This window comes from Novosphingobium sp. AP12 (assembly GCF_000281975.1).
Taxonomy (GTDB): domain Bacteria; phylum Pseudomonadota; class Alphaproteobacteria; order Sphingomonadales; family Sphingomonadaceae; genus Novosphingobium.
Genome location: NZ_AKKE01000016.1, coordinates 36,669 through 59,374 on the forward strand (window position 1 = coordinate 36,669; position 22,706 = coordinate 59,374).

Sequence of the window (22,706 nt, forward strand, 5' to 3'; positions counted from 1 at the left end):
GCGTTGTCGTCATACCGGCCATTTCGGAGCCCAGAACAGTGGCCTGCAACCGAGCGTTCGTCCGCGTAACCGATCCTCGCCGGCAAGCGAACGGCGGGTTGCGGCGAATTCTGCCGTTTGAGCGCAGCACAAAGAACGGCAGCAAAGTCCCACTTTAAGGCGATGAATGAAGGGCCGGAATCGGGCAACCCATTTTTCCTCGGGAACGACCGGAATGAGGGCGGACTTTGCGAAAGTGGCTTGCGTCCTGGGTTGGTCCCCTCATCTTCCGAATGTTGGATGTTCTTGGGACGTAAGGATCGGGGGAACATCCGTCTAAATCAACGGAGTGCCTTCCGGGCCACCCGAGGATTCCGGGCAGGCCGATTGTGGAGCCGATGCCATATGCAGCTTGGAGATCACGATGATTGGAAGAAGACAATTCCTGGCTTCGGCAAGCGTGGCCGGCCTTGTCGGGATCATCGGCGACCCCGTGCTGTCCTCCTCGCGCTGGCCGGTGCCGCCGAAGCCCGCGCGCATCCCGCGGCAGGCTGGCATCTTCGGTCCAACCCGTCCTGACGAATACCTTTGGCTTCGCACAGAGCACTGGCATGACGTCCTTCGCAATGTCGATGCACTGGAAAGCCCGATCAGGGCCGTGATCGACGCCGAAAATCGCTATACGGACACCATGCTCGCACCGACGTTGCCGTTGCAGGCTGAATTGCGAGGGCGTGCGGCCCAGATCGAGCCCGCCGCACCTGCGGCGATAGAGGTCGAAGACGGCGGCTTCCTTTACTACGCTAGACAAGCCGGGGGTGCGCCTTACCCAACTCATCTGCGCCGACCCCTCGGCGGCGGCGCGGAGCAGGTGGTGCTCGATCCCTCGGCGCTTGCAAACGGTCACGAGTTCTTCGCACTCCACTGGGATAGCCCTTGCCGCAGCCAGGATCAAAAACTGGTCGGCTGGGCCGAGGATCTTGTTGGATCGGGGCAGTTTCAGGTGCGGGTCCGTGAGATTGCGAGCGGACGCATGTTGGTGACCGACATCGATCAGGCCCACGGGAGTTTCTCCTTCGATGCCGCTGGCCACTACCTTTTTTGGGTCGGCCGTAGTACCGAGGGCCGCGCGGATGCCGTATGGCGCCGCAATATGCGCACGGGCGAAGACGTAAAGATCCTGGATCAGCCGGACAGCGGGCTGTTCGTCGGTGTGGAGACCACCGCCTCGGGCGCTTTTGTCATCATCCGGCTTTCCAACGGCTCCACCAGCGAGAGCTATCTTGTCCCCGCTAGCGATCCTACGGCAACCCCGACCCTGGTCGAGGCGCGGACACCCAACCTGCGCTACACCGTAAACCATTGGGACGATCGCCTACTGATCCTCACCGACGCCGATGGCGCTGTTGACATGAAGGTCATGACGGCGCCGGTCGCGGCGCCGGGCCGCGCCAACTGGCGTGAATTGGTCCCCCATCGGCCCGGTCGCCTGATTGAAGCGCTGCATCCATTCAAGGATCGACTGGTCCGCGTCGAGTGGCGTGAGGCTAATCCGCAGATCGTGATGATGCAGATCGACGGGAGGGAGCAGGAGCTGACTTTCGACGAGCCAGCCTATGCGCTCGAGGTGCCGCCGGGTCAGGGTTGGGACGCCTCCGCCCTGGCCTTCGGCTACGAATCGCCGAGACTGCCGCGCCGCGCGCAAAAGCTGGTACTCGCCACGGGCGCCTTGAAGCGGGGAGCCACGCCGGCTACGCCGCAGTTCGATCCCTCGCGCTATGTGGTGGAGCGCTTCGCCGTGCCCTCGACCGATGGCGTGACAGTGCCGGTCACGCTGCTCCGATCGCGTGATGGGGAGCAGGGCCCGCGCCCCTTGTACCTCTATGCCTACGGCTCGTACGGAGATAGCCAGACGCCGACGTTCCAGCCCGCCGACCTCGCCCTCGTCGAGCGCGGTTGGTGCTTTGCCATCGCCCACGTGCGCGGCGGAGCCGAGCGCGGGAACGGCTGGTGGCAGCAGGTGCTTGCACGCGGCAAGAAGCGCACCTTCGAGGACTTCATCGCCTGCGCCGATTACCTCGTCGCAAAGGGCTATACGGCACCGCGCCGGATCGTGGCGGAGGGCTTTTCCGCCGGAGGCCTTGTAATCGGGACGGCGTTCGTACAGCGGCCCGAGCTGTTCGCCGGGATTATCGGCCGCTCGCCCTTTCTCGATCCCCTGGGCGAGATGGACATCAAGGACCATCCCCTGGGTGGCACCGCGACGCCGTTCTGGGGCGACCCGCGTGTGCCGGAGGACTACGCCTACATTCTCAGCTATGCGCCTTATGACAACCTGAAGCCCGCCAACTATCCTGCGCTGCTCACTCTCGGCAGCTTGGCAGACGACCGGGTCATGTACACCGATCCGCTCAAGTTCGCGGTTCGCGCGCGTGCGCTGACGACGGGCGGCAACCCGATCATGACGAGGGTCGCTTCCGTCGGCGGCCATGTCGGACTACCGGGCCCGGCAGCCGATGCCGAGCGGCGGGCGCTCTATCACGCCTTCGCGATCTGGGCTGCCGAGGGCAAATGGGGGTCAGTGCCTCAGCGTTGACGCGTTGGACGATGCGCATGGGCCGACGCGCATGCGGATATGGGCGAGATATCATGATGTTAAGGGAGGAACGATGACATTGCACCTGAGCCGCCGCAGCGCCGTGGGGGCGCTGCTGGTGCTGCCGCTGCTGGGCGCCGCTTCTCCCGCCCCGTCGGTGATCGTCATCCGCAACATCTGGCTGTTCGACGGCACGGGGAGCGCTCGCCAGCGGCGCAACGTGCGGATCGTCGGCGAACGCATCGACGCGATTTCGAGCGGGGACATCCCGGTCCCTGCCGGCGCCACGGTGATCGATGGGGCCGGCCAGACACTGATGCCCGGGCTTACCGACGCGCACTGGCACATGGCGGCGGTCAAGGGCGTGCCGTGGATGGGGCCGCAGGATCCCGTCTCCGTCGCGCTCGTCTTCAAGGACGCGCAGCAGCAATTGATGCGCGGCTTCACCACCGTGCGCGACACCGCCGGGTCGATTTTCGGTATCCGCGACGCGATCGACCAGGGCATCATGCCTGGGCCTCGGTGCTACCCCAGCGGTGCCGCGATCTCGCAAACCTCCGGGCATGCCGATTTCGATCCGGTCGACGAACTGCCGCCGACGCTGGGCGGCGCGCCGTCGCATTACCGGCGCGAGGGCATGACGATCGTGGCGAACGGGGTGCCCGAAGTCCTAGCCGCCGCGCGCCAGCAGCTTAAGCGGGGCGCCGCGCAGATCAAGATCATGGCCGGCGGCGGCGTCACCTCCGACCACGATCCGATCGACACCCTCCAGTTCACACCCGACGAGTTGCGGGCGATCGTACAGGCCGCATCGGATTGGGGAACCTACGCGTGCGCCCACGTCTACACCGCGGCCGGGGTGCGCCGGTGCCTCGAGGCGGGCGTTCGCTCCATCGAGCACGGGCACCTGATCGACGACGCCACGGCTGCGCTGATGGCCGAAAAGGGCGCATGGCTGTCCACCCAGCCGTTCGAGGCGGGCGACAATGTCCTTACCGCGGAGCAACTGGTGAAGGCCGCCGAATCGCTGGGTGATGGTGGCTGGCAGTCGAGTGTGCGACTGGCCAAAAAGCATGGGGTCAAGATCGCGTTCGGCACCGACCTGTTCTCGCGCACCGCGACCTCTCGCACCGAGAACGCCATGTTGCCCAGGCTCGGCACGCTGTTTCCCAACGCCGAAGTGCTGCGCATCGCGACTTCGGGGAACTGTGAACTGTTCGCGCAGAGCGGCAAGCGCAACCCCTACCGCGCCGCGCCGCTGGGCGTGGTCCGGGAAGGGGCCTGGGCCGATCTGCTGCTGGTCCGGGGCAATCCGCTCGACGACCTGACGCTGTTCGAAGACCACGAACGCAACCTTCTGACCATCATCAAAGGCGGCGTGATCCACAAGAACCTCATTCCAGCCAACGTATAGGCGAAAGGGAACACCGATGTACCGAAGGGCAATCGCGCTTCCTTTGCTGGCGGGCGTCGCCATGGCCGGCGGCGGCGCGGCGGCGTTCGCCGCCGAAGCGCCGCCGCCGGCCGCAGCCTATGCCATGCCGGACACAGAAGTCTTCGACCTGACCGCCGCCGATGACGGCCAGGTCTATCGCATTTTCATTTCGAAACCTTCGCAGGCGGCACCTCCCGGAGGATTCCCAGTGCTCTACGTGCTGGATGCCAACGCGCTCTTTCCCGGCTTCGCGGGAGAGCGGCGCGTCGAGGAATTCGGGAAGATGGCGAGCGGCGCGACGATCGTCGTGGGCGTCGGCTATCCCACCGAACAGGCGTACGACATGCAGCGCCGGCTCTACGACCTCACCCCCGCCTGGCCAGCCGCGATGCCGTCTTCGACGGCGGCTTTCGCAAGCCTGCGCGCAGGTGGCAGTCAACACTTCGCGCGGTTCCTGACGGGACAGCTGCGCGAGGAGATCGCGAAGCGCTACGCCGTGGCGGCGGGGCGGCAATCGCTGTTCGGGCATTCGCTGGGCGGCCTCTTCGCGCTGCATGTATTCTACAGCCAGCCCACTGTCTTCGAAGCGGTCATCGCGGCCAGCCCGTCCCAATGGTGGAACGACCAGGACATCCTGGCCGAGGAGCGTGTCTTCACCGCCCGGCTGACGGCGGGGAAGATAGCCGCCCCGGTCGGTCGCCTGATGTTGCTGACCGGAGAACGCGACGACACGGCCTCGATCACCTGGGATGCGCAGGCCCTTTTCAAACGGCTGGAGCCGCTCTCGGCCTACGGTCTGCGCACCAGCTTCACCAAGCTCGAAGGCGAGCAGCACCTGACCGTACCCTACCGCTCGATGACTCAGGTCATGCGGTTCGTGGCAGGGCTGCCGTGAATAGCATTGGCCATCAGAACCTTGGGCCGAATTCGGAGCCGTCGTACGGGAGAGAAGCGATGAGCGGCTGGCTTGCGGATCAAGCCAGCCGCTCATCGCCACCGGGTTCCGATCAGCGCAGCGACCAATTGGCCTGAACGCCGAAGGTGCGCGGGCGGACGTAGAACTGCGTCTGCCCGTTGAGATCGCTGCCGTAACCGAAGGTCACGGCCCGCTTGTCGCCGATGTTGTTGACGAAGGCGGTGAGGGTCAGGCCCTGCAGGCTCACCGAGGCGCGCGCGTCGAAGATGTTGTACGCGGGGAACGTCGTGTCGTCGTTGAGGTAGCCCGGCGAGGCCGAGACGTAGCGGTGCATCAGAATGACGGTGGGCTCCATGTCACCGCCGAAGTTGTAGCTGGCAGTGTTCGAAAGACGCCACTTCGCCGACGACGGCAGGCGCTTGCCCGAGGGGATCACGCCGCTCGCCGTGTCGATCTCGTCGATGATCTTGGCGTCGAGGTAGGTGCCGTTGAACGCATAGCTGAAGCCGCCCAGGTTGACCGCAAGGCTGGCCTCGACGCCCTTGATTCGGGCCTTGCCCGCGTTGGCACCGTAGGTGAAGTCGTCCGGGCGGGTGAGGCGGACCTGGATGTCCTTCCAGTCGATCTGGAAGGCGGTCAGATCGAGCAGCACCTTGCGGTCGACGAGCGAGAGGCGGGTACCGACCTCGTAGTTCCACAAGGAGTCCGAGGTCGTGCCGGCCGGGGTGTCGAATCCGGCGAGCGGGATAAGGCCGAGGTTCGGCGACCCGAAGCGGTAGCCCTTGGAGGCGAGGGCATAAAACATCATGTCGGGCGACACTTCGTACTTGATGGAAGCCTTGGGGGTAAAGCCGCTGTCCTTGAGCTTGTAGCCAGGGACCACGTTTCCGGCGGGATAGAAGTATCCGTACTGCTCGACACGGCGCTTCTGTTCGTTGCGGAACAGGCGGCCGCCGCCAGTGATCGTCACGCTACCGAGATGGAGATTAGCTTCGCCGAAAGCAGCAGTTTCCAACGCCTTGGTATCACCAAGGCCGAAATAATATTCGTCGGGGCCAGTCAGGAACGCGGGATCGAGCACGGCGCCGACACCCGGCGAGGTGAGGTGCTCTTCGAACGTCTTGGCGGTGTCGATATAGGTCGCGCCGACGAGCCAGTCGAAGGTCTTGCCCTCCGGCGAAGCGATGCGTGCCTCGACGGAGTAGGTGTCGCTCTTGCCAGCCTGGAGAAACGAGTGAATCTTGCCCGGATTGATGAACTCGTAATAAGGCGTGTAGTCGAACTTGAGGTCGCCGGTCTTGCGGTTGTAAGCGCCGATCATCGTGAAGTTGTAGCCGGAGAAGTCGTGGTCGAGGCGCAGCGAGTGGATCTGCGTGGAGTACTTCTCGGTCGGCTCGAACGCCGAGGAGCGTGCCAGTTCGCCGACGTCGAGCTGGGCGTAGGAATTGTCGTCGGCCTTGGTGCGGTAGTAGAGCCCCAGGTACGTCAGCTTGGTATCCGCGTCCGGAGTCCACACGATCGAGCCGCGTAGGCCCAGATTGTGGATGTCGTTGGCGCCGTTGACGCCGGTGCCGACGTTGTCGATGTAGCCGGCATCGACGCGCTGCGTCACTGTGACGCGCGCGGCCAGCTTGTCGCTGATGATCGGCACGTTGACCATCGCCTTGGCGCGGTAGCTCAGCTCGCCGCTGGCATTCTTGGTGGAGGACAGCCCGGTCTCGGCGGCTGCGTCGAAGGCGGAGGCGTCGGCCATGTTGGCGACGTAGTTGATCGCGCCGCCCAGCGAGGCCGAGCCGAACAGCGAACCCTGCGGTCCGCGCAGCACTTCCACGCGAGCGACGTCGAAGGCGTCGATGTCGGGCACCACGATCGCGTAGCCCGGCTCGGTTAGCGCGATTTCGTTGATGAAGTACCCGGTCGTGCCCTGGCCCTGGTCGAGACCGGCAGTGGTGCCGACGCCGCGGATGACGGCGGTGGAGTTCTGCGGCGGGCCTTCGTTGAAGGCGACGCCCGGGGTGCGGGTCAGGTAGTCCTTGAACTCCTGCGCACCGATCTGCTGCAGTTCGTCGCCGGTCATGGCAGTGACGCCGCCGGCGATCTCGCGCAGCTTCTCGTTGCGCTTGGTGGCGGTGACGATGATGTCGCCGTTGTCAGCGACGGTGTTCTGGCTGGGGCGCTCCTGCGCGGTGGCGGGCGTGACCGTTGCGAGCGATACGGCAAGGGCCGCGGCCGAACCAGCGAGTCCATAACGAGAAGTCATCATAAATCAGTCCCTCATATCGATCTGAACCTTGCGCCATCCCCAGGCGCAGATTCCTTGTTGCCACCATCCGACGCGTTATGCCGTTCCCTCGAACCCTCTTGCGGAGTTCGGCGGGTCTTGCGAACTCAAGCTCACCTGTTGGGCGGTCCGCTTAAACATCCAAGATAGCGAAGGTGAGGGGGCCAAGCGCGATGCGGTGATTCTACGGGTTTGGACCCTTTGCCCGGCTCGATATTGGATGTTGGCGGGCCCGGATCGCCGCGCGATGTAGTCCGATCGCATTGAATTAAGGAAAGAGCCATGTTCGACCGTCGCCAGTTCATGGGCCAGACCCTGCTATCGGGCGCCGCGCTGGCGTTTGCCGGGCGAGCCTTCGCCTCCGAGACGCCGCTCGATTGCGCCATCGTGGGCGGCAGCATCTGGACCGGGGCGCCGGGCGGGCGGGCCGACGCGATCGGCATCGTCGGCGACCGCATCGCCGCGGTGGGCTCGGACGCGGTCAAGGCGCGCATGGCGGCCTCGACGCGCGTGGTGGACCTCAAGGGCGCCTTCGCGATGCCCGCCTTCACCGACAACCACACCCACTTCCTGATGGGTTCGGTGGCGCTGCCGCGTCCCGACCTGCTCGAGGTCAAGAGCCGCGCCGAGTTCGTCGCCCGGATCGCGGCGGCGGTAAAGGCGCAGCCCGACCGCTGGCTGCTGGGCGGACCATGGGACGAGCAGCGCTTCGGCGGCCAGCTCCCCACCCGCGAATGGATCGACGCGGTATCACCGAATACCCCCGTGGCGCTGCCACGCACCGACCTGCATAGCTATTTCTGCAACTCGCTTGCGCTCAAGCTGGCGGGGATCACCCGCGACACCCCCGATCCCGCCGGCGGCGTCATCGTGCGCGACGCCCGCGGCGAGCCCACCGGCGTGGTCAAGGACAACGCCAAGACGCTGATCGACCGCGTCGTCCCGCCGCTCACCCATGCCCAGCAGGAAGCGGCGCTGAGGGACGGCATCGCTCACGGCCTCCGGAACGGCTTCGCGCAGGTCCACGTGCCCGACCCGTTCGACTGGGACTGCTTCGACACCGTGCGCCGGCTGCGCGCCAAGGGCGAGACCGACATGCGGTTCTACAACTTCGTGCCGCTGCGCGACTGGGAGAAGATGGCGGCGCTGGTGCGCGAAGAGGGTCGCGGCGACGACTGGGTGCGCTGGGGCGCGTGCAAGGCGCTAGTCGACGGGTCGCTCGGCGCGCGCACCGCGCTGTTCCGTGAACCCTACACCGACGATCCGCATACGCGCGGGGTCCGGGTCATGCCGCTCGATGAACTGCGCGAGAAAGTGATCGCCGCCGACCGCGTGGGTCTCCACGTCACCGTGCATGCCATCGGCGACGAGGCCAACGACGACATCCTCGACGTTTATGCCGAGGCGGTGAAGCTGAACGGGCAACGCGACCGCCGTTTCCGCATCGAGCACGCGCAGCACGTCCGCCCCGCCACGATCCCGCGCTTCGCACAGCAGAAGGTGATCGCCTCGGTCCAGCCCTATCACGCGATCGACGACGGGCGCTGGGCGGTGAAGCGGATCGGTGAGAAGCGGCTGAACGGCACTTACGCCTTCGCTTCGCTGATGAAGAGCGGCGCGACGGTGACTTTCGGCTCGGACTGGCCGGTCGCTCCGCTCAGCGCGATGGAGGGCATCTACGCCGCCGTCATGCGCGAGACGATCGACGGCGCCAATCCCACCGGCTGGCTGCCCGACCAGAAATTGACGGTAGAGCAGTCGCTCGTCGCCTACACCGTTAACAACGCCTTCGCCGGGTTCCAGGACGACCGGGCGGGGCGGATCGCGCCTGGTTTCCTTGCCGATATCGTCGTGCTCGACCGCGATCCCACCCGGATTGCTCCCGAGGCGCTACCCCAAACCCAGGTTCTGCGAACGTTCGTGGGCGGTCGCGAGCGTTATACAGGAGCTTCAGCATGAGCCTTTTTGCGCCGCGCGGGCCGGCCGACATCGCCGCACTGATCGGCGAGCATCCGTTGGCGTGGGTGGTGTCGGGCCTACCCGGTTTCCTCGCAACGCCGCTGCCGCTGATTGCCGAAGTCAGCGAGGACGGCTCGGTTGTCGCGCTGGTCGGTCATTTCTCGCTCCGCAATCCACAAGTGGCAGCCCTCCGGGCGGCGCCTCACGCACTGATTTTGTTTCAGGGGGCGCAAGGCTACATTTCGCCTGGCCTCGTCACCCAGCCGCAATGGGCACCGACCTGGAACTATGCGGTCGTCCGTTTCCAGGTGGAGATCGTCTTCGCGCCAGAGGACAATACCGAGGCGCTCGACCGCCTGATAGCGCACGTTGAGCAAGACAGCCCTAGCCGCTGGACCACAGCGCAGATGTGCGAACGTTACGAGCCGATGCTGCAGCAAATCGTCGCTTTTCGAGCTTCAGTGCTCGCCTGCGACGCGACCTTCAAATTAGGTCAGGACGAACGACCCGAGACCTTTGCGCAGATACTGGGGGGCCATTCCGATGCGGCCTTGGTCGAGGCCATGGAAAGGGCGCGGGTTTAGTGGAATCCCGATCGGCCGCGAAAGGTCGCAACGGCTAGGGGGAAGGTCAGCAGGGTAGCCGCCGGGAATCGGAACTAAGCGTTTAACCCGCTGATCTGATCGGTCTGCTCGGCCCAGACTCGCCGCGTTGGGGCTATAAAGCGGAGCCAAGGCCTCAGGTTCGACCCTTGGCAGGGGGAGTAGAGCGGTCACGTAGGTCTTGGCGAGCGACCGCCTACAAATGTTTGCTACCCATGGGACGGCCGTTCGATCAGAACCACTGATCGGCGGCGAAGCGCTCATCTCCCGGGTCGAGGTTCGGAACTCTTACCTCGCCTTCTATGCTGACCGGCCCGACGCGATGAACGCAGCGAACGTCGCCAAGGACGTATTCGCAAAGCGCGCGGTTTGACCCTTCACGTGCAGGACAGGATTGAAAAACGCGCCAGCATAAGGGGACCGGCCATCTTGATCCACTCCTTGCGGGCGGTGCTTGCAACTGACCCGTCGCCCGCGCCCTTACCTGTCATGATATCGAATGTACCGCAGGAACGTCCTGTCGCTCGTGGCGGCGGCGCCCTTTGAGAGATGAACGAAGGGCCGATCCGGGCAGCCCATTCGGGCTCGGGAACAACCGGATTAAGGGTGGTCGAGCGCAGGCCATCGCCGAGCAATCCCTCGCTCGAGCTCGCTCCCATCAAGCTCACCTGCAGCGCAGCGTGGAGTTACTGTCGCCGCTGAGCCGGTCGAGGGACAGGATCTCGCGCGCAGCATCGTAAGGCGGGCGATACGAAGTCGCTATGGTCGCCGCCAGTCCCAGGTGCGTAGTATGCGCCGACGCTCACGGCGGTGCGCCGCTCAATGCTGCTACGGTAGCTGTGCAGGCCGGGAATGACCTTTTGATCGGCAGCTGCTTTGGCGACAGTTTCGTCGAGGTGCGAGCCATGTTCAGCCAGGAAAATATAAAAAAGGGCGTTACGCCCGATTAGCGCCGTCCCTATACAGCGGTCTTCCCCGCATTCCAGACCTGACGCTTGATGGCAGTGAGGTCAGTTTCAGGCATCTCCATGATTGTTCTCCGATGACTACAATGGCCATCTGAAGTTCGTTCCCCGGTTCGGAGCGGGCGAAATACTGTAAGGCTCGTACCGACCAAGCCCGGTCGTTCATGAAGCGCGGGATGAATGGCTAATTTCCCCGTAAGCCGCCGTTCCATGGTGCGCTATTAGCCAGATGAACCGATGAACCAGTGACGTACTATATCGCGCCCGGCATGCCCATGCAGAACGACTTTCTCGAGAGCTTCAACCGCCGGCTGCGGGACGAATGACTAAACGACGGCTCACGTCGCTGGACCATGCCCGCTTCGTGCTCGCCGCCTCGCAGCACGACTGCAATCCCCTCACGCCGCACTCGAAACTGGGCGGACGCACCCCTCCCGATATCGCCGTGCAACTTGACTGGGGCATGCCCCAGTCAAGTTGCCGTCGCGTCAACCAACCATTATGAAGGACCCAGACTCTACCACTGGCACGTAACAATCAGGGAAGCGCGTCAAAAGGATTAGCGCGCCCTGATGAGTTCGTCCGCTCGCAGGCTAAGCCCGGTACGCCCCGGATCAAGTTTTCCTGCTGCCGATTTCGCGGGTTCGCCTCGGGCACCACGCGACAGGACGAAAACGGTGGAGGATTAGAACGCCATACGCTGGGGGGGCAGGATGCGACCGTCTCTCATGACAATGGTGTAGAAGAAGTCCGAAGCGCCCGCCGGAATGTCCCAGGCGATATTTAACTGGCGCTTTAGCGAGATGCATTCCGGTGCTTGAGATTTCACGCAATGTGCCAAGATCGTCGCCCCGCCCGCTTTCGACCAATAGGTCGATAAAGTGCCAAGCTTGACGGGCTTAAGCCCCGTGAGCGACGAGAAGGAAATGCGCAGTTCGCGCACATGGCCCAGCGCTCGTGGGTCGTCAAACTCACAGGTGCCGGGGTGGGTGCGGCCGCCGCAAGCAATCCGGGGAAATTCTGGCATGGTCGCATCTCGAATCGCAGCCACGTCGAACCCAGACAAGTCGAAGGGCCCGACTATCTGGCCCGTTTCCGCATTAACATATCGCACCCGTATCGGTTTCGTCGTCCAGGGAATCGGGTTCTCTATGCCGTAGGTGAGTTGAGCATAGATATCCCGGAAGCCTTTGCCATCCATGTCATATTGCAATCGCCCATAAGTCCGCATCCCATACGGATGTAGCAGATTGATCGTGCCATCGGGAAACATGCCATTGAAACCGTAGGCATAGTAGTACGGGAATATGGTCCCATCCTTGCTGCGAGTGATGTGAATGCCGCGGTATGAGTAGAAATCGGACGAATATAGATTCTTCTCCGGTATGTCGTACCTAGTAGCCGGGGTCGTCGTTCCGTCAATAAAGGTGATGCTGTACCAGAGGCTGGTTGCGTCGGCTGGACGCCAGATCGACTTTCCCAGTTCGACCACGTTGTAAGCGGGCCTCTTACCGAAGGTGTCCGCGGTTTCTGCAGACACTGTGCTGAAGCGGTACTCAAGAGCTTCGGGCGAGAAACCAGCATCGACCCTCTTGATGAGCCCCTTCTCACGGGGGCCTGCAAAATGAACCTGTCCATTGACTCCGTGAGAACTGAACCAATCAGTCGTATCCTTGGCCAATTCAGCGATCTTGGCAAGCAAAGGTGTCCGAAGATCGACCGACACCGTTTTGTTCGACCCATCGACGAACTGCAGTGTCAGCTTGGCGTCGTTTGCTAGCCCTTCCGTGAAAGGGACGAAGAAATCAGTATCTGCATTTTCGGACCGTCCGGCGACTGCGATCGTATTGCTGGACGGATACTCGGAAAGCGTTTCGGCACTCAGTCGATATCGCGCACCATCATTCGAGGTGTCGATGAGCCGGGTGGCTACGCTGGAGGCGGCAAATAGTTCGGCATAGGGCTTTCCTTTGCTCATGGAATCCTGCCCCAGTTCGCTATAGTCTTTTTCTTTCCAGTCGATCTCTACGTGTTTGACCGCCAGTTCGGCGACAGCAACATCAAGCCTGAGCGCGATACCTTTATCGCCGGTGGTCTCTGTGACGAGACCGACAAGACCGCCATCTGCTGCAAAAAGACCGCCACCGGAATTGCCCTTGTCGATAAAATGCGTCTCGAAAATGATCTGCGTACCCGCTTGCGCGATGATCTTTTCAGCGGAAGCGGAGGCCATCCAAGGATCACAATCATTGTTGCCGATCGCGCGCACGTCCTGATATGTGACCTTAGTCTGCGTTGTCTTCGTGAAATCCTGCGTGATGCCGAGCACTGCCCAATTTCGTGGTGCCGGAATCGGCGCGTTGTTAAGGGGAAGGACTTCCAGGACTGCGTAGTCGAGCGTTCTGTTCGATAGGAGTGGAAGGCGCCGGACGCTGTACGTGCGACCGACCGCGCCAAAAAATTGTACCGTGAGTTTAAGTGGCGCATGGGCCGATTGAGTCCGATCGAGATTGCGGTTGTCTAATTCGTCCAGCACATGCTGCGCAGTCAGCAAGAGCGTGCGCCCCCCGCTATTGGCCATAACAAGCGCGGCAGCGCAGAATGGATCTTCAGGTGCGCCGTTCTCGTCTGCCGCCTGGAGCATTGCGACGATGGAGCGTTGATCGTCAAGCGATGCTTGTGCAACGGAATTCGTCGGCATTATCGTCAGGCAAATGGATGCCATAAAAACGCGTGCCGGGTTCATTTACGGCTCCGGATAAACGCAGAAAGTTCAAGGCCGCCGATGAACGTGATAATGCCGAAGATAACTTTCAGCAGCCCTATGTCCTGAAAGACATCAAGCCATACCGGGCGCAGGTCAGCCGCCGCGTTGCCGATAGAGTTCTCCAGCCGCTTGGCGGTGCCGTGGGACGACAGGGACAATTGGCCATCGTGCCATGTGACCCGGCGTAGAACGCCGTCATCGATATTCCGAGCGACGAGAAGATCGAGAGGCCCGAGATCCCTAGATGGCCCGCTTTCGTTTTCACGCCACAATGTTCCGGAAATGACCGCTCCCTCGACCTGCACAGTCTGGTGCCCAGAGTTATCCGTCGTCTTGCTGTCGCGGGCCAAGCTCAAGTCGCTTATCTGCACTGAACTGAAGATCTCCGCCTCCACAACATTCAATTCCAGCGCCACATCGCTGGCCGAAACCAAGACCGGGGTTCCGTCCGGAACGGCAACCATCTCTGTCTCGCCAGAAAGAGCCGACGTGTATGCAAGCGTAGTTCCTTTTCCGGAGATGAAAGTCAGTATTGCGCGCTCGACTGCCGGGGACGAGTCTGGCGGCGTCGCACTAAGTAGGAGATGGCTCCGATCGCCTGTTGCGAGGGCGATGCGCCAGCCTTTCGGGATTGTTAACTCGGACACGCTAAGCCGATTTCCCGGCGCGGTGAGCGTCACCGCTCCGCCAGGCCGCAATCCTACCGCGCGCTCTTCCAGGATGATGCTGTCCGCTGCTTGAAGCTGCGCCGCGCTAACCGGCATCGACTCCGTCGAGAGACTGTCAGTGGCTCGAAAGCTGAAACCTTCGACTTGAGCGGTAAGCGCATACTCGACGTTGGGTTTATGCACGAAATTCAGGACTACAGCGCAGAAAATCAGGCCAACGATCAGCCAGATCGCCGCCCGCAACCGTGTCAATTGAGAGACGATGGGGCCGCTTCGTTCACGATTGCTCTCATCGCCCGCCGGCGCGCCGGTTGCGGCGGCGTCAAAGCCGCGACTGTCGCCGTCTACCGACATGAATGCCTCATGGGATCGCGATTGAAAAACTTTGGACAACACGCGTGCCGATCGACGACTGAGCGTCGAGCTTCACCCGGTAGGTTCCCGACTTTGGGAAACCGAGGGTCGCCGCGATCGGCCATGAGCCGGGAAATCGTCCAGGCAGCTTGCGGTCGTATGCCGTCGATCCCGACTCATTTTTCAGCGTCACGTGGACGGCTTCAAGCGTTATGTCTGCCTGAAAGACAATCACGTAGCCCAGGTCCACCGATTTACTGGCTGGGACTTGTATCGTGACCGGAAAATAGCGCGTGGCTGGCCCGTTGCTGCAACCATTATCGCAGGCGATCACGCTCAGTTCGTTCGCCCTCATGGAAAGAGAAGGTGCCGATAGGACGGTAGTTTCCCAAGTGTAAGGCTTCTCGCCCTCACGAAGTTCGGTATCCATCGCATAATAAATCTTGGGCCGTGTCGAGACCGCTCGGAGCGAAATATTTTGGCTGAGGCCCCGCGCGTCAACCGACAGGGCTGCTCGCTTGATGGAAGAAAACGCCGTCGGTGGAAAACTGCGTCGATGAAAACCGATGATACGTGGCGCCGCGCCGCTGGATACTGCAACGGCATAGAGCCCTTCGCAGCGACTTCCGCGTAGTTGATAACGAAGCTTTGGATCAATTGGCGCCCCATCGCTCGTGCGAGGGCACTGCATCTGGGTCTTTGGCTGCCGATTCTGGGCATCAATACCCGAACCCCAAGATAAGCATACGGACGACGCGAGCGCGTTCAACAACTGAGCCGCAAGGTACGATCCAAGCCGTCGTTTGTGGATTGCAAAAAACACGAACCCCCCTTTCCGCAATGCTAATCAAAAGAGCGTACGTGGCAAGGCGCTAAACAATTAATTCTTCAGACTTGGGCTAAGCCTGCTCGGCCTCGTAGCGATATCAATTCTATAAATAGGCGCGGGGCGATAAATAACCAATATCATTCAATGTTCTAGCGGGTCGAAACAATCGCGGGTCATGATATCCGATGTGCTGATATTGGCGTGCGGTTCGGCGGATATGCCCCATACTGCTCTCTCCTCAGATGACGCTTCTTTCATCGAGGTGCTGCGGCATCGGCCACGCCCAGCAAGATGATATGGTCAAGAGAAGTGGCTGTCTCGAACGCCAGCCCATCGCGGTATGCGCCTTAGCCACTTTCGGATGCCGATGCAGGTTGTTCCCAGACTGATGAACCCATAATGCCGAAGGTCGTTCACCATACTCGTCAAACGACCAGTAAGGCCGAACGGGCGAATGTCGGTTCTTGGCAGCAGCGGACCTCTCGAATCCGGACGGGAAAGGCAGCTTCGTCCCACTTCAAGACGATGAACGAAGGGCCGGAATCGGGCGACTCATTTTGACTCGGGAACGTCCATAATCAGGGCGGATCTTCCAGGCAACGCGGGGCTCTTCCGGCAGTTCGCTACCACTTTCGGTCTTTCGCTTATTCGCCGTGAACGTATGCTTTGCAAAGAGCCAGTCGTCTGCACGGCGCTGAATTGGATCGACGGAATGCTTCCTTTGGGGGTACATCATCGGGGTCAAGGCTGGCAGACTCTTGCCCTTTCAGGCCAATATCGATGGCCTTAGGCGGTGATCGCCCTCTCCGGGCTCGAGATGACCTTTGATAATCCTCCGCGTTCGTGAGACCGGGGCTGCGTTTCATGTGCAAACGGGCCATGCGTTCTTGACCCGAGGCATGAGTTCCCGGCCGAACAGGCGCGCATCCTCGATTGTGTTGTAGCCGCTGATTATGAAGCGGGAGAACCCCGCCGCGCCATAGTCCAGCAGTGCTTGCGCGACCTGATCGTGGCTGCCGACCAGGCAGCCCAGCGCCGGGCGTCCGGTGGGGACGCGGGTGATGCCTGCCCAAAGCCTGCCTTCCAGCGCGCCTTCGTTGGCCGCCTGCTTTGCCCTTGCGATCGTGGCGCTGCGGTTCTCGCTCGGCTCGGCGGGGAAGCGGCCATTATCGACGACTTCGGCGATCAGATGGTCCTGCATGGCATGGGCCCGTTCCCACGCCTGCGCTTCGGTATCCGCCACCAGCACCCGCAGCGAGGTGAGCAGCGCGGGCGCGCGGCCATGCACTTCGCGCGCGGGTTCGCGCAGGCGGGCAGCGGCAAAGCCCGGGAAGGCGTAGACGTCCGCTGCGCGCGCGCCGTATTCGATGGCATCGGGCGAACTGCCGCCCCAGAAGATCGGGATGCCGTCCGCGCCCTCGGGGCGGACATGCGCGAAGCCGCCGGCGACGCGGTAGAATTCCCCGTCATGGTCGAACGGCCCGGCGCTGGACCATGCCTTGCGCATGACTTCGACATATTCGTGGCTGCGGCGATAGCGCTGGTCCTTGGTGGTATAGTCCCCGTCGGCCTGCAGTTCATGGTCGTCCGCGCCGGTGATGATGTGAACCCCACAGCGCCCTGCGCTCATCCGGTCGAGGATCGCGAACATGCGCGCGGCCATCGTTGGCGCGATGAAGCCGGGCCGGTGTGCGATCATGAAGCCAAGCCTGCTGGTGACCGCCGCCGCCCAGGTGGCGATCGGCAAGCTGTCAGGGCGGTGCGCCGAATTGGCGATCAGCACGCGCTCGAACCCGGCCTCCTCGTGCGCGCGGGCGCAGGCTTCGATGAAGGCCGTGTCCACCACTTCATAAGGTGTGGGCCGGATTTCGGAATAGTCGTTCCAGTGGAGGATGCCGAAGAATTCAACCATGATCGCAATAGTCCCAGGACAAGCAGGTTTGCGCCAAAGTGGCGTGTAAATTGCTGTATTTACAGCGTTTTATTTATCGATATCATGGTTACTCCAAGCTCTGACGAGACGGGGGGAACGCGTGATAATACCATTGACGGCCAGGATCGGGTGGGCCTCTGGCGGGGCGGGCAGCACGACGATGCTCTATCTGGTCAATGCCATGCTGCTCTATTTCATGATCACGCAATGGGGCGTGCAACCGGCTGTCGCGGGCGCGCTGCTGCTGGGGGTTCGCTTGTACGACGGCGTGCTCGACATGGTGATCGGCACGCTGAGCGACCGCACCCGCTCCCGCTGGGGGCGCAGGCGTCCCTGGATGGCGGCGGGCGCGCTCGTCAGCGCAGCGGGGACCGTGGCGATCTTCCTGCCGCCGCTGAGCGCCGATGCGAGCATGCGGCAGGTGCAGATCACGCTGGCGGTGCTGCTGTTCTTCACCGGCTACAGCATGTTCTCGGTGCCGTCCTCGGCGATGCCCGCAGAGATGACCACCGATCCGGCCGAGCGCACATCGCTTATGAGCTGGCGCACGTTCTTCCTCCAGCTGGCCGGGCTGACCGGCGGCGCGGGGGCTCCCTGGCTGGTGGCGAGGCTGGGCAGTGGCATGCAGGCCTATACCGCGATGGCCTGTGTGGCTGCGGTCTTCGTGCTGGTTACGATGGCCGCCTCGGTGCTCTGCACTGGGCGCGTCGCGGCGACGAAGGCCACCGGCGTCAGCCTGTCGCGTGGAGAGGCGATCCTGACACTGCTGGGGAATCGTCCGTTCATGGCGCTGCTGGGCATCAAGTTTTGCGGCTACATCGGCATCGCGGCGATGGGCGCGGTGGGCCTGTTCTTCGTGCGCGACGTGCTGGGCCGCGACGAATCCGCGATGGCGCAGATCCAGCTGGTGACTTCGGTGGTCGGCATGGCCTGCCTGCCGGTCTGGAGCCGGATGGCGGGGCGTTACGGCAAGGTGCCGGTCTACGTCGTGGCGCTGGTGCTGAGCATCGCGGCCAATGCATCGTGGCTCATGGCCTCCGCGCAGGAACCGGCATGGCTGCTGCTGGCGCGCGCCTTCGCCGTGGGCTTCGCCTCGACCGGCGGTCTGCTGATGTCTCTCTCCATGCTGCCCGACGCGATCGAGTACGACTTCATGCGCACCGGGCTGCGGCGCGAGGGGGTCTATTCGGGAGTGTTCGAGTTCTTCCAGAAGGCCGCCTACGCGGTCGCCCCGTTCGCGGTCGGGCTGTTCCTGCAATGGAACGGCTATGTCGCCGGCGCTGGTGCGGCGCAGCAGAGCCCTCAGGCCATCGCCGCCGTGCGGCTGACGATGGGCGGCATTCCCGTCGTTACGTATGGCGCGGCGCTGCTGATCCTGCTCACGGCTTACCGGCTGCCCAGCAGGCCGCGTCTCGCCTAGCCCGCGTGGACAAACTCGATCCTGATGAGGCGGCATTTTGCCGCTACGCCCACCCAGCACCGTCGTCCCCGCGCGGGCGGGACCCCCGCCTTCGCGGGGGCGGCGCGGTTGGGCTGGCGGCAATCCACCGCAATCCGCCATTCGGACAATTCTTGAACAGGCCCTTTGAGCGGTCGCTTGCCCAAGCCAGAATTTGTCCACGCCGTCTACAAAGTTCGGCATCGGTCCGCTCCCAAACTCGAGCAAGGCACGCGCGCGATCACCGCTTGGCGGGCTCCGTGGCGACGGGGCGATAGGGGGTGACATCGGCGAGGAAGGCGTCGACGATGTCGCCGAACCGGCCCGGGGCCTCCAGCGGGGGATAGTGCCCGACATCGGGCATGATCAGCGTCGAGACTTGCGCATTCACCAGCGCGTCGCGCAGCGTTGCGGCACTCGATACCGGCAGCACCGGATCGCGCGCGCCCCAGATCAGCAGCACTGGCACGCGGACGCTCGACAGGGCATCCGCCGTCAGCTTCGCATCGTCGAGCGCCTCGACGATGGCTAGCCGGTCGGCGGCGGCGGGACGGCGGTTCATGTCGTAATATTCGTCGATCAGTCGCTCGTCCGCACGCTGCGGCTCGCCGGTGTAGAAATCGAAGTAGGCGCGCCAGTAGGAGCGTGGGCGGAAGATCTTGCTCTTGCGCCCGTTCGCCGGAGTGGAGGCGGCGATTTCGCGCGCCAGTGCGGCGCTCAGCGCCATGCCCTTGCCGTCGGCGCGCCCGGTCGGGGTGTTCGACAGGATCAGCCGGTCGACCTTGCCGGGATTGCGCGCGGCATAATAGAACGAGATCGCCCCGCCGCTCGATACGCCTGCCAGACTGGCATGGTCGACGCCAAGCCGTGCAAGCAGCGCCTCCAGGACCAGCACCGGATAGAGCGGCCTGTCATAGAGCGACTGCGACGGCGGACCGGACAGGCCCATGTTGGGCTCGTCCCACGCGATCACGCGGTAGCGGCGGCTGAGCCGCTCGATCATGGCTGCGAAAGTGCGTAGCGACGAACTGGACCCGTGCGTCAGCACGAGGACCGGCCCCTTGCCGACATCGACATAGTGGACGCGCGTGCCCAGCAGCGTGGCGAAGCGCGATTCCGGCAGGCGGTAACGGGCCTCAAGCTCGGTCATCGCAATGGTCTGCGGCGCGGTCGCGCTCTGCGCGCGGGCGGGCATGGCGGACAGCAGCAGCGCTGCGGCCAGCGCCGATACGGACGATTTGGAGATCATGGAACGACGTCCTTCCGACCAGATGCGAAAAAGGGCCCCGGCGCGACTAAATCGCCGGGGCAAGCAGGAGGGTTCAGAACGTGCGCTTGTAGGCGATGCCCGCCGTGCGCAGCGTCGGCATGCCCAGCACCAGGGCGCTGTTGGCCCCCGACAGCGCGAAGCCCGGGACCAGCACGGTCTGCTCCGCGATCGAGGTGTAGCTGCGGTTGTTGAAGGCATTGCGCACGAACGCCTCGAAGGTGTTCGGGCCGCTGGAAATGCCGGCCTTGAAGTTCACCGGCGTCTGCGAGCCGATCCAGGTGACGTTGGATGCGGTGGCGAAGATGCGCGACTTGTAGATCATGTCGCCGCGCAGATACCAGCCGATGTCGCCGTCGCTGCCGAACGTGCCCGAATACTGCGCGCCGATGCTGGCCGAATACTTAGACATATTGGGCAGCTGCTTGCCGCGGAATTCATCGCCGATCACGCCGGTCAGCTTGGAGACTGCGGGGTCGGAGAAGCTGCGGATGCTGGCATCGATGATCGCCCCGCCGACCGAGAGGTCGAGCCCGGTGACGGGCGTGACATGCACGTCGAGTTCGAGCCCCTTGACCTTGGTGCTGCCCGAATTGACTTGGCCGATGACCGGCGTGACGGTTCCCGTGCCCGGCGGCGAGGGCACGTCGAGCACGCTGACGGTGCGCAGGTTGATCTGGTTGGTCCAGTCCCCGTAGAAAGCGGCAAGCGCGAAAGTCAGCTTGCGGTCGAACAGTTCGCCCTTGATGCCGACTTCGTAGTTGTCGAGCTTTTCGGGACTGACGCCCACTTCCACGCCCGCATCGGCGACCGCGTTCTGGACCGTTTCCGAACGATTGAGGAACAGCACGTTGAACACGCCCGAGTTCACACCCTTCGAATACGAGGCATAGGCCATGAGTTCGGGCGTGAACTTGTACTGCGCGATCACGCGCGGTAGGAAGTTCTTATACTTGCTGTCGGCCAGCACCGCATTGGGAGCATAGGCCCCTGCGGGCAGGAACGTGCTGGCTGGGATCGTCGTCCCCGTGGGCCCGGCATAGGCGAACAGGTGGTCGATCTGGTAGCGCGCTTCGAGGTTAATGTTGAATTGCGAGGTTACGTCGAAACCGACCGATCCGAATACGCTGTAGGTCTTGGAGCCGGTGGCGGGCGAGATGGTTGAGAGTGTGCCGGGGGCCCCACTCCCCAGCGCGCCGTTGCCGCCGCCGCCGCTGTTCTGCGAATTGTACCACAGGTAGCTGCCGCCGATCATGGCGCGCAAGGGGCCGCGATCGTCATAGGCAAGCCGCACTTCCTGCGAGAAGTCCTTCTGCACGCGGTCGACTTCGTAGGGGAAGTCGAAATAGGCGCGCTGGCCGTTGGTGGCGGTGTAGGTCGGGTTGGCGAGCAGACGGCCGTCGTAGTTGTCGAGGTCGGCGAGCTGGAAATATTCCTCGTGGTTGTAGCCCGTCAGGGAGGACAGCGTCAGCCCGGTGTCGCCGATCTCCCAGTCCGCGTTGAAGTGCAGGTGGGTGTAGCGGCGGATCAGGCCATAGCCGTCGATCGCATCGCTCGGTGCAATCAGGCGGCCGTTCGGATTGGCAAGGTAATTGGTGATGTAGGCATCTTCGACCGTGTTCTGCGCCGGGCTGTACGCGCGGTCGAGCGCGCCCACCTTGCCGCACATGAACTGGCGGGCGACGGTCGGCTCACTGGCGGAGAAGCCGTTGGTGAAGCCGTTGAGCGTGCAGTTGCCGTAGCCCGGCAGCACAAGAGCGCCGGCGCCCGCCACACCGCCCATCGCCGGGATGTTGACCGTGCCGGGCGCGGCGGTGGTGGGCAGGGTGGAGCCCCTTCCTGCGCGCACCTCATAGGCGGACATGAAGCCCTGTGCGCTTGGACCGTCGCGGTCGCGCGAATACATGCCGAACGCCTTGAGCGTCACCCCGCCGCCGGGCGTCGCCAGCAGGGACAGGGTGGCAGTCTTGGTCGACTGGTCGCCCAGCGTCTGCCCGGGCGCGGCGGGGTTGTCGTAGGAGCCGTTAGTGCCGTAGGCGCGGCCGGTGACACGGAAGGCCAGCAGGTCAGGGATGATCGGCCCTTCGATCGCGCCGGTCAGGTCATAGCCATCCCGCGTGGCGACTTCGGCGGCGACGCTGCCGCCCCACTCGAACGAAGGGGCCTTGTTCACTACGTTGACCGCGCCCGCGAACGTGTTGCGGCCGAAGTAGGCGGGCTGGGGGCCCTTCAGGACTTCGATGCGGGCGGGATCTACCACCGCGTTGACTGCCGAGGCGGAGGCCACGGGCACGCCGTCGATGAAGGTTGCGGTCGTGGTGATGCCCGCGGTCGAAGGCGTGAAGCCGCGCAACGAGATCTGCTGGAACGAGCGGTCGCTGCGGCCATTGCTGTTGTTGCTGATCGAGAAGCCCGGAATTGCCGCCGCCAAGTCGTTTAGCGAGCGGATGCGGCGGAGGCTCAGTTCCTCGGCACCAATCGCGGAGATGGCGATCGGCACGTCCTGGATGCTCTCCTCCCGGCGGCGTGCCGAGACGACAATGGCCCCCGGTTCTTCCCCCCGTTGCTCAATGGCTTCGGCAGGGCCGCGGTTTTCCTGAGCCAGTGCCGGAAGGCTGCCGGCAAGTGCCAGCAAGGCGCACGTCGACGCCGACAGATTCAATGCAGTCTTCATCACCCAACCTCATGTTTGTGTTCTGTCAGCGATGGTTCGCTGT

The 22,706-nt window shown here is 63.3% G+C and carries 14 protein-coding genes; 7 read left to right on the top strand and 7 right to left on the bottom strand.

The features are described 5' to 3' along the window. Positions 1 to 439 precede the first annotated feature (439 nt). The 3 genes from PMI02_RS03530 to PMI02_RS03540 all read left to right on the top strand — a co-directional run bounded on the left by PMI02_RS03530 (position 440) and on the right by PMI02_RS03540 (position 4,905). The gene (locus tag PMI02_RS03530) at positions 440 to 2,575 is read left to right on the top strand and encodes a prolyl oligopeptidase family serine peptidase (RefSeq protein WP_052025419.1); all 2,136 of its coding nucleotides are present in this window, start codon (positions 440 to 442) and stop codon (positions 2,573 to 2,575) included. A 73-nt stretch (positions 2,576 to 2,648) separates the two neighbouring features. After that, positions 2,649 to 3,989: an amidohydrolase family protein gene (locus tag PMI02_RS03535; RefSeq protein ID WP_007678826.1), complete on the top strand. Its 1,341-nt coding sequence runs from the start codon at positions 2,649 to 2,651 to the stop codon at positions 3,987 to 3,989. 16 nt (positions 3,990 to 4,005) lie between these two features. After that, positions 4,006 to 4,905 carry an alpha/beta hydrolase gene (locus tag PMI02_RS03540; RefSeq protein ID WP_007678828.1) on the top strand — a complete coding sequence of 300 codons (900 nt, stop codon included), beginning with the start codon at positions 4,006 to 4,008 and terminating at the stop codon, positions 4,903 to 4,905. Between the two features lie 112 nt (positions 4,906 to 5,017). On the opposite strand, the gene PMI02_RS03545 is transcribed toward PMI02_RS03540, so the two are convergent. Further along, the gene (locus PMI02_RS03545) at positions 5,018 to 7,186 is read right to left on the bottom strand and encodes a TonB-dependent receptor (protein ID WP_036502111.1); all 2,169 of its coding nucleotides are present in this window, start codon (positions 7,184 to 7,186) and stop codon (positions 5,018 to 5,020) included. A gap of 303 nt (positions 7,187 to 7,489) precedes the next feature. On the opposite strand from PMI02_RS03545, the gene PMI02_RS03550 reads away from it, so the two are divergent. From PMI02_RS03550 to PMI02_RS26185, 3 genes are all read left to right on the top strand, one after another. Then, positions 7,490 to 9,166, top strand: a complete 1,677-nt coding sequence (locus PMI02_RS03550; protein ID WP_007678831.1) for an amidohydrolase — start codon at positions 7,490 to 7,492, stop codon at positions 9,164 to 9,166. Continuing rightward, on the top strand, positions 9,163 to 9,750 hold the full coding sequence (locus PMI02_RS03555) for an FMN-binding negative transcriptional regulator (RefSeq protein ID WP_007678834.1): 588 nt from the start codon (positions 9,163 to 9,165) through the stop codon (positions 9,748 to 9,750). The genes PMI02_RS03550 and PMI02_RS03555 overlap by 4 nt, the downstream gene beginning before the upstream one ends. Before the next feature lie 1,228 nt (positions 9,751 to 10,978). Next, positions 10,979 to 11,059: an integrase core domain-containing protein gene (locus tag PMI02_RS26185; protein WP_081496613.1), complete on the top strand. Its 81-nt coding sequence runs from the start codon at positions 10,979 to 10,981 to the stop codon at positions 11,057 to 11,059. 359 nt (positions 11,060 to 11,418) lie between these two features. Here PMI02_RS26185 and PMI02_RS03565 read toward each other — a convergent pair whose 3' ends face one another. The 4 genes from PMI02_RS03565 to PMI02_RS03580 all read right to left on the bottom strand — a co-directional run bounded on the left by PMI02_RS03565 (position 11,419) and on the right by PMI02_RS03580 (position 17,263). Next, on the bottom strand, positions 11,419 to 13,479 hold the full coding sequence (locus PMI02_RS03565) for a serine protease (RefSeq protein WP_007678837.1): 2,061 nt from the start codon (positions 13,477 to 13,479) through the stop codon (positions 11,419 to 11,421). Next, positions 13,476 to 14,522, bottom strand: a complete 1,047-nt coding sequence (locus PMI02_RS03570) for a hypothetical protein (RefSeq protein ID WP_007678841.1) — start codon at positions 14,520 to 14,522, stop codon at positions 13,476 to 13,478. Before PMI02_RS03570 ends, PMI02_RS03565 begins: the two co-directional genes overlap by 4 nt. A gap of 7 nt (positions 14,523 to 14,529) precedes the next feature. Then, complete coding sequence (locus PMI02_RS26905; protein WP_007678844.1) at positions 14,530 to 15,345, bottom strand: hypothetical protein; 816 nt, start codon at positions 15,343 to 15,345, stop codon at positions 14,530 to 14,532. Between the two features lie 868 nt (positions 15,346 to 16,213). After that, on the bottom strand, positions 16,214 to 17,263 hold the full coding sequence (locus PMI02_RS03580) for an LLM class flavin-dependent oxidoreductase (protein ID WP_007678860.1): 1,050 nt from the start codon (positions 17,261 to 17,263) through the stop codon (positions 16,214 to 16,216). A 133-nt stretch (positions 17,264 to 17,396) separates the two neighbouring features. Here PMI02_RS03580 and PMI02_RS03585 point away from each other — a divergent pair, with 133 nt between their 5' ends. Continuing rightward, on the top strand, positions 17,397 to 18,704 hold the full coding sequence (locus PMI02_RS03585; RefSeq protein WP_238538971.1) for an MFS transporter: 1,308 nt from the start codon (positions 17,397 to 17,399) through the stop codon (positions 18,702 to 18,704). A 259-nt stretch (positions 18,705 to 18,963) separates the two neighbouring features. On the opposite strand, the gene PMI02_RS03590 is transcribed toward PMI02_RS03585, so the two are convergent. Further along, positions 18,964 to 19,971: an alpha/beta fold hydrolase gene (locus tag PMI02_RS03590; RefSeq protein WP_007678867.1), complete on the bottom strand. Its 1,008-nt coding sequence runs from the start codon at positions 19,969 to 19,971 to the stop codon at positions 18,964 to 18,966. A 73-nt stretch (positions 19,972 to 20,044) separates the two neighbouring features. Further along, positions 20,045 to 22,663 (bottom strand): TonB-dependent receptor, encoded by a 2,619-nt coding sequence (locus PMI02_RS03595; protein WP_007678871.1) that lies wholly within the window; start codon positions 22,661 to 22,663, stop codon positions 20,045 to 20,047. Positions 22,664 to 22,706 lie beyond the last annotated feature (43 nt).

Excerpts from the sequence above, each read along its gene's own strand:
- PMI02_RS03535 (WP_007678826.1), top strand. The coding sequence starts at position 2,649 with ATGACATTGCACCTGAGCCGCCGCAGCGCCGTGGGGGCGCTGCTGGTG.
- PMI02_RS03540 (WP_007678828.1), top strand. The coding sequence starts at position 4,006 with ATGTACCGAAGGGCAATCGCGCTTCCTTTGCTGGCGGGCGTCGCCATG.
- PMI02_RS03545 (WP_036502111.1), bottom strand. The coding sequence starts at position 7,186 with ATGACTTCTCGTTATGGACTCGCTGGTTCGGCCGCGGCCCTTGCCGTA.
- PMI02_RS03550 (WP_007678831.1), top strand. The coding sequence starts at position 7,490 with ATGTTCGACCGTCGCCAGTTCATGGGCCAGACCCTGCTATCGGGCGCC.
- PMI02_RS03555 (WP_007678834.1), top strand. The coding sequence starts at position 9,163 with ATGAGCCTTTTTGCGCCGCGCGGGCCGGCCGACATCGCCGCACTGATC.
- PMI02_RS03565 (WP_007678837.1), bottom strand. The coding sequence starts at position 13,479 with ATGAACCCGGCACGCGTTTTTATGGCATCCATTTGCCTGACGATAATG.
- PMI02_RS03570 (WP_007678841.1), bottom strand. The coding sequence starts at position 14,522 with ATGTCGGTAGACGGCGACAGTCGCGGCTTTGACGCCGCCGCAACCGGC.
- PMI02_RS03580 (WP_007678860.1), bottom strand. The coding sequence starts at position 17,263 with ATGGTTGAATTCTTCGGCATCCTCCACTGGAACGACTATTCCGAAATC.
- PMI02_RS03590 (WP_007678867.1), bottom strand. The coding sequence starts at position 19,971 with ATGATCTCCAAATCGTCCGTATCGGCGCTGGCCGCAGCGCTGCTGCTG.
- PMI02_RS03595 (WP_007678871.1), bottom strand. The coding sequence starts at position 22,663 with ATGAAGACTGCATTGAATCTGTCGGCGTCGACGTGCGCCTTGCTGGCA.